Source organism: Dethiosulfatibacter aminovorans DSM 17477 (assembly GCF_900142005.1).
Taxonomy (GTDB): domain Bacteria; phylum Bacillota; class Clostridia; order Tissierellales; family Dethiosulfatibacteraceae; genus Dethiosulfatibacter; species Dethiosulfatibacter aminovorans.
This window is the reverse complement of the sequence record NZ_FQZL01000061.1, coordinates 1-7169: the sequence shown is the minus strand read 5'-3', so window position 1 is coordinate 7169 and position 7169 is coordinate 1. Positions and strand designations below refer to the sequence as shown.

At 38.4% G+C, this 7169-nt stretch carries 6 protein-coding genes; 3 read left to right on the top strand and 3 right to left on the bottom strand.

Features of this window, described 5'->3' with window-relative positions; translation table 11 throughout:
- The 3 genes from BUB05_RS18150 to BUB05_RS18140 form a co-directional block, all read left to right on the top strand.
- Positions 1-560 (top strand): M20/M25/M40 family metallo-hydrolase (locus tag BUB05_RS18150; protein ID WP_139258086.1); only part of this gene is annotated, 560 nt, incomplete at its 5' end.
- A gap of 74 nt (positions 561-634) precedes the next feature.
- Positions 635-2185, top strand: coding sequence for an AbgT family transporter (locus BUB05_RS18145; protein WP_073051173.1), 1551 nt, complete (start codon positions 635-637; stop codon positions 2183-2185).
- Positions 2186-2813: 628 nt separating this feature from the next.
- Positions 2814-3968 carry an iron-containing alcohol dehydrogenase gene (locus tag BUB05_RS18140; protein ID WP_073051172.1) on the top strand — a complete coding sequence of 385 codons (1155 nt, stop codon included), beginning with the start codon at positions 2814-2816 and terminating at the stop codon, positions 3966-3968.
- A gap of 112 nt (positions 3969-4080) precedes the next feature.
- Here the strand turns inward: BUB05_RS18140 and BUB05_RS18135 are convergent, their stop codons facing one another.
- The 3 genes from BUB05_RS18135 to BUB05_RS18125 all read right to left on the bottom strand — a co-directional run bounded on the left by BUB05_RS18135 (position 4081) and on the right by BUB05_RS18125 (position 7058).
- Positions 4081-4428 carry a winged helix-turn-helix transcriptional regulator gene (locus BUB05_RS18135; RefSeq protein WP_073051170.1) on the bottom strand — a complete coding sequence of 116 codons (348 nt, stop codon included), beginning with the start codon at positions 4426-4428 and terminating at the stop codon, positions 4081-4083.
- A gap of 262 nt (positions 4429-4690) precedes the next feature.
- Positions 4691-5344, bottom strand: a complete 654-nt coding sequence (locus BUB05_RS18130) for a pentapeptide repeat-containing protein (RefSeq protein WP_073051167.1) — start codon at positions 5342-5344, stop codon at positions 4691-4693.
- Positions 5345-5774: 430 nt separating this feature from the next.
- Positions 5775-7058, bottom strand: coding sequence for an IS110 family RNA-guided transposase (locus tag BUB05_RS18125; RefSeq protein WP_073051093.1), 1284 nt, complete (start codon positions 7056-7058; stop codon positions 5775-5777).
- Positions 7059-7169: the final 111 nt, after the last annotated feature.

Here is a 7169-nt window from a genome sequence, read left to right as displayed (position 1 = left end):
CAATAAGAATAGGAAATCAGATATATACAGCACTTCAAGGTTTAACGAATTCAGAAGTCGATGCAAAAGAACCGGTAATATTAGCTGTAACAAAATTCAATGCAGGAAGTGCGAATAACGTGATACCGGATAAAATTGAAATTGGAGGCTCTATTAGAACAACGACTCTGGAAACCAATGAGAGGATGCCTGTTATTTTGGAATCCGTTGTCAAGGGCATATCCGACATGAATGGCTCTTCCTATGAACTAAGATATAAACCTTTCTGTATACCATTGATAAGCGATGATGCCATAACAGACCTGGTCAAAGATACTGTCATTGAAAATTTTGGTGAAAGCAACGTGGTGCTGCAAACGGACATTATTATGGGCGGAGATGATTTTTCATATTTCTCAAGGGAAGTGCCCAGCACATATTTCATGGTTGGTACCTTGAACCGTGACAAGGGACTGATAAATAAACCACATAATCCATATTTCAACATTGACGAGTCAATATTGTTCAAGACATCATTGTTGTTTGCAGACATTGTCTTGAATTATCTGAATGGTAAATAGATTATAACTTGTTGTTTATTAATCGATAATAATGGTTGCCATGAGTAATCATTTTATAAATTAAGGAGGAAAATATGCAAAGAAAAGAAGAAGTAAAGAGACAAGAAGAAAGAGGAGCTGCAGGGAAGTTTCTTGACTTTATTGAGAAAGTGGGAAATAAGCTTCCGGAACCGTTGGTATTGTTTGTCTGGCTTTCGGGTATAGTATTGCTGCTATCATTTATTCTATCTGTTGCCAATGTAACAGCAGTCAATCCCGTAACAGGAGATGAAGTTACTGTAGTCAATCTGTTGTCAAAAAGCGGTATTCAAAGGATGATAACCGGTGCAGTAGGGAATTTCTTGGGATTCCCAGCTTTAGGGCTGGTAATGGTTATAATGCTGGGCGTAGGACTTGCAGAAAGAAGTGGATTGTTTTCAACACTTTTAAGGTCTTCCTTGTCTAATGTCAAGAAGGATAGGGTCATAATGGCTACAATATTCATTGGAATAATGTCCAATGTAGCAGGTGATTCGGGACCTGTGTTGTTGCCTCCTCTGGCAGCAATGATATTCATGACTGTGGGCATGAATCCGATAGTAGGCATCATGGCAGTATATGCCGGCGTTATGGGTGGATTTGGAGCCAATCTTGTTATTGAACTCGTAGATGTTGTTCTTGCCAGCTTCACACAGTCGTCGGCTCAAATGATAGATGCCGGTTATTCAGTATTCCCTACAGCCAACTGGTACTTCATTATCATATCGACATTCTTACTAGTTGTTGCTGGAACATGGGTTACTAAAAGATATGTGGCTCCCAGAATGGGTACGCTAGATGTTGGAGAGGGTCACCATCATGCAGATAATGAGGTGATAACGGCAGAAGAATCCAGAGCCGCTAAAAAAGCATTGATTTCGGTACTCCTGTATGTTATTTTGATTGCTGCAATATCCATTCCTCAGAATGCCCTTCTCCGAAGCCCTGAAAGTGGTGCTTTGCTAGAATGGGGAGCTCCCTTCATGGATGGTATGATACCCTTGCTGGCACTGTTTTTCTTCATACCTGGTGTTGTATATGGAAAATCAGCAGGTACAATCAAAAATGCTTCTGATATTTACAGGATGCTGACAGAGAGTATTGCTGACCTTGCATCATATGTTGTACTTGTATTTGTAATATCACAATTTTTCTTCTGGTTCATGTGGTCTAATATTGGGATGCTTGTAGCCATGACAGGAGCAAATATTTTAAGCGGACTTGGGTTGCCGATCCCTGTTGTGCTTGTACTGATTGTGTTGATGTGTGCGATAATAAACCTTTTCATTGGAGGTGCATCCTCAAAGTGGGGACTCCTTGCACCGATATTTGTTCCAATGCTGATGCTGCTTGACGTATCGCCTGAAATGACTCAAATGGCTTATAGAATTGGAGATTCAGTAACTAATATGATTACACCACTAAACCCTTATTTTGCCATAGTTTTAGGAATGGCAAAAAAATATGATAAGAATCTAAAAATCGGTACATTTATTTCAAATATGATGCCTTATTCGATAGGATTTCTGGTAATATGGATCATTCAGCTTCTTTTTTGGTATTTCTTTAAATTACCGTTAGGACCTGGAGCTGGTATTAGCCTGTAGAAAGAATATGATTTTTGGAGTAGTTCTATTCATTGCGGGAGTATTCATAGTAAGACTTCTTGTGGATTGGGAGTATCAATGATATACGCAGCAACCCTCAAAAAACAATAAAGTGATGGATTGGCAGTATTTTTTACCGTCACTTATGATACGGTTCTCCTTGATTTACCGAATACATTACTCTAAACATTCAAAAAGACTAAAGTATCAGGATTTTCTTTAAATAAGGAAAATTTACTGATACTTTTTTTATCTGCATATGTGTTATGTATTTATGTTATAATGCACCTCAGCTTATATACTTACTTATGGTACGGTTCACCATGATTGACCAAATACATTATTTTAAATACGAAAGGGACATGTACCCAAACTTGTATATGTCTCTTTAATTTATGAGTTTATTGTTTGAACTAGAATGTTTCCACAGGAGGTTTTCTTTTAAAATCCTGGATACCAAATGGTAACTAATTACGATAAAGTGCCTACTTTACAACATGTTGAAGTTGCTTTAGAATGTGAATTGTTCTAGGAATAACAATTATGCGCATTGAAACAAGGAACTATAAAACAAAAAATAAGTTGAGTATTTTATTGAATATTAGACTATACATTTAAGGAGAAAGATATGGCAAGATTTACGATACCAAGAGAGGTATACTTCGGACAGGGGACTGTTGACGAGTTAAAGAATTTAAATGGCAGCAAAGCAGCAATTGTAATTGGTGGAGAATCAGTAAAAAACAACGGATCTCTTGAGAAGGTTGAAGCAAACTTAAGGGAAGCAGGAATGGAAACTGTTCTTATAGATAAGGTTGAAGCTGATCCATCTGTTAAAACAGTAATGAGAGGCGTGGAAACAATGAATCAGTTCCAGCCTGATTGGATAGTAGGCCTGGGAGGAGGATCTCCAATGGATGCTGCGAAGGCTATGTGGATCTTCTACGAATACCCTGAATTCACATTTGAAGAAGCTGCAAAGCCATTCAATTTGCCGGAATTAAGGAAAAAAGCAAGATACGCTGCAATTCCTACTACCAGTGGTACAGGAAGTGAAGTGACATCTTTTGCAGTAATCACAGATAATGAAACTGGAATAAAATATCCTATTGCAGACTTCAACATTACACCAGACATAGCCATTGTTGATACGGATATGGCACAATCCATGCCGGGCAAGCTTATAGCAAATACAGGAATGGATGCACTGACACATGCATTAGAAGCATACGTGTCAACTATGAGCAATGAATTGACTGATTCACTTGCCATGAAGTCCATTGAAATGATAGAGGAATACCTGTTGGAATCCTTCAATGGGAATGAAGATGCAAGGGCAAAAATGCATATATCTCAGTGTCTTGCTGGAATGTCATTCTCAAATGCAATTCTTGGAATTGTTCACAGTATGGCTCATAAGACAGGAAAGATTTTTGATATACCTCATGGTTGTGCAAATGCGATTTATCTGCCTTTTGCAATACAGTTCAATGCAGAAACCGCAGGAGCTAAGTATGCTGACGTTGCCAGAAGATTGGGAATGGAGGGATCAAGTGAAAAAGAGCTTGTTGAATCATTGATTAAGTTTGTAAGAGACTTGAACGAATCAATGAATATACCTGCAACCTTGAAGGATTTCGGTTTGTCGGAAGATAAATTCCTTGCGAATCTTGATGACATTTCACAAAATGCAGTTGCAGATCCTTGTACAGGCACAAATCCCAGAGAAATATCAGTAGAGCAGATGAAGGAATTGTTTAAAACTGCCTACTACGGAGTGTAAACCTGTTTTAAGAGGCAAGACCACATTAGTTGTAAATGAGATAATGAAGTAAGGGGCTAGTAAGATATGAAAAGCCGGACAGGTTGAAACTGTTCGGCTCATGTAATTTTTGTCATTTATGATCTTTTATATATTCCTTTCCCCATATATCCATTTCCTCAAGTATAGGCATGAGCCTAAGTCCTTTTTCCGTCAGTGAATATTCAACTATTGGCGGAGATACATCATAGGCAACTCTCGTTATTATATCGTATTTTTCAAGTGATTTTAGCTGCTGGGTCAACATCTTCTGGGTGATTCCGGATATTGACTTCTTCAGTTCTCCGAATCTTTTCTTTCCTTCTTTACCAAGAGTCCAGAGGATTAGGGCATTCCATTTACCGGATATTATTTCAAGGGTGATTTCAATTTCACATCTATAGTTGCTGCAGCTAACCTTGTTGATTCGATCTTCGGGCATAATTCACACATCCTTTCTAGGAAAACAGTATATCATAAAACTATAGGTTTGATAAGAGTGGCATGAATCCGAAATTTGTTTTCCGTTCTGGATATCTTGTGTTATTGAATCATAAATATCATCCAATAAGGAATAAAAAAAGCGAATTGAATAAAATAGTATTTTGATTTTTACTTGAAGAGGTATTATGTATATATGTTATAACACCTTGGTTTATAGACTTACATATGATATTGTTCACCTTGATTGACTGATTACATTACTACTTTATTACTAAGCCTAAAAATTTTGATAGGTCTACAGCTTGTAGAGGAGAAACGATAAGTCCTTCCAAGTCTTCTGCTCTAATACCAATACCATGAATCTGACAATCGCTCATATCGATACCTTTCAGTGTTGCACCTGACATTTGACTTTCATCAAAATTTACTTCTACCAGGTTAATATCCTTTAACTTCATGTTCTGGAAATCAGAACAACGAAACTGTGATTCTTCGAGGTGGGCTCTCTTCCATTGTGAGTACCGTAAATTGCTGTAATTGCCAGTGCATCCTTTGATTGAAATATCTATGAAGGATGATTCAGCAAGATTTATACCTACCATTTTGCAATTAATGAATTCTACTTTGCTTAGGATTGAATCACTCAAATCAATGTTGGATAAATCACAGTTTTCGAATATGACATCTTCAAAATCGGATCGTTGGAATATCACATCTCTAAAAATAACATTCCTAAATCTGACCTGTTTGAATTCGACTTTTTCAGAACATTGATTTTCAATGATACAGTCAGTGATCAAAACTCCACAGATTTGTTCTTCATCTTCAATGTCATTGTTATGATTCTTGGTCATAACCATGTCTTTTGGCAAAGTAGGCATTTGCACTTTGCAATTAGCTATTGTCTTGTTCATATAATCAACCTCCCTATATATTCTTAGTTTTTCTTCCATTTACTCGCTAATTCGCCGTTTTTCATTTTCTTCAAAAAGCATATTACAGATTCCATGTGCATCCAGTGCAGGATAAGTGATGTTTTTGGGTACAGCAAACACAGCGTCCTTGATTTCACTGTATTCTGCGGTACTTCCCACACCTCTTATGGCAACAACCCTCCCATGTCTAACAGGATCATTCCGGTTCCCCGGAGTCCCAAATTCCTTCGTTCTGCCTATCCATAAAGTGGGTGTCTTTTGTGCTCCTCTACCGAGTCATTGCTCTAATGGTAAAATATATGACTACCTGCTTTTTGTATGTTAACTTTGATTTAGCTTTCAATTCTTACTTAGTCCTTCTGGCACTTTCGTGGACGCTTCTCCAGATTGACCTTTCTTCTTATGCTGCCTAAGCAGCCACTAGTTCTGCTGGTCGCTTTATGTCTGTTATCATCTTATTCCCGTCATAATCAAATCCCTTTGTACATATACCGAATATCACTCTTATGAGCTTGCAGCATATTGCTATCAAAGACTGCTTCTTCTTCAAAGGATTCTGTTTCCTAGTGGTGTAATAGCGATGTATTTCCTTGAACTGCTCGTTTTTAGCAACCAGTGGCATTATCACCTGGAACAGGATTGCACGCAGCCTCTTTCGGCCTCTCTTGCTTATTCCTGTCTGTCCCTTGTGTTTTCCTGAGCTGTTCTCCTTTATCGCCAAACCTGCCAGCTTCTGTATCTGTTTCGGTGACTTGAAGCGTCTTATGTCACCTACTTCTGCAAAGAATCCGGCTACACTTACCAAGCCGACTCCTTTGATTTTTAGTATCTTTTCAACTTCTGGTATATCCAGGCACAGTGCCTCGATGATTTCTAGAAGCTCTTCCTGCTGTTCTATCTTTCTATGATAGTCTTCAAGAAGCATTAGTATTTCCATTCTAGCCATTCTGATTCCAGTTTTTCTTCCAACACTTCTTTTAGCAGCCGCATAAAGCTCTTCAGCTCTTTTCATGCCCACTGCACGTATCTTTCTGTCTCTCCAAAGCTGGTTAATTCCTTTGGCTCCCAGTTTCATGATGTCTTCAGGCAGTGGCGCATTACACAACACTACCATACTTCCTATTCCATAAGGACTTCCAAATACTTCTTTGTATTCAGGGAAGTAAATTTTCAACCATCTCTCGATTCTGTTCTTGAGCCCATTCAGGTCCTTTACAAGCCTATCCCTGCTAGCTGTTGCTATTCTTAGCTCTGCATACACGCCTTCAGGTATATACGGCTCAATGTATCTGCCTTCAATTACCAGCTTTGCTATTGTCTTAGGATCTTTCCTGTCACTCTTGCTCGGATGATTATCATCCAGTTCCTTGCTCTTTTTCACATGGTACGGATTTACCAGAACCAGCTTCAGTTCATTCTCTTTTGCATAATCTGCAAGACTGAACCAGTAGTGGCCGGTTGGTTCTGCTCCGAGCAGTACCTTTTCCTTTCCATGCTCAATCATCAGCGTCTGAATCCACATCCTAAGCTTTGTGAATCCTTCAAACTTGTTATCAAAGGATATGACCTTGCCTAACTCTATTCCTCTCCAATCAAAGGCTCGTGCGTAATGCACTTCACTGGCTATATCAATTCCTATGATAATTGTTTCTTCCTGTACTTGCTTTATTCTCTCATTTTGTGTATGATTCATTTGTAAGTCCTCCAGTAGTTTAGATTTGTGTTCCGCCAAGAACATCTTTATTCTACTGTGTGGACTTATTTTTATCAAACCTCATATTTGTTGATTACAGGAATGCTCCTC

Coding starts and splice junctions, on each gene's coding strand:
- BUB05_RS18145 (WP_073051173.1), top strand. CDS start 635: ATGCAAAGAAAAGAAGAAGTAAAGAGACAAGAAGAAAGAGGAGCTGCA.
- BUB05_RS18140 (WP_073051172.1), top strand. CDS start 2,814: ATGGCAAGATTTACGATACCAAGAGAGGTATACTTCGGACAGGGGACT.
- BUB05_RS18135 (WP_073051170.1), bottom strand. CDS start 4,428: ATGCCCGAAGATCGAATCAACAAGGTTAGCTGCAGCAACTATAGATGT.
- BUB05_RS18130 (WP_073051167.1), bottom strand. CDS start 5,344: ATGAACAAGACAATAGCTAATTGCAAAGTGCAAATGCCTACTTTGCCA.
- BUB05_RS18125 (WP_073051093.1), bottom strand. CDS start 7,058: ATGAATCATACACAAAATGAGAGAATAAAGCAAGTACAGGAAGAAACA.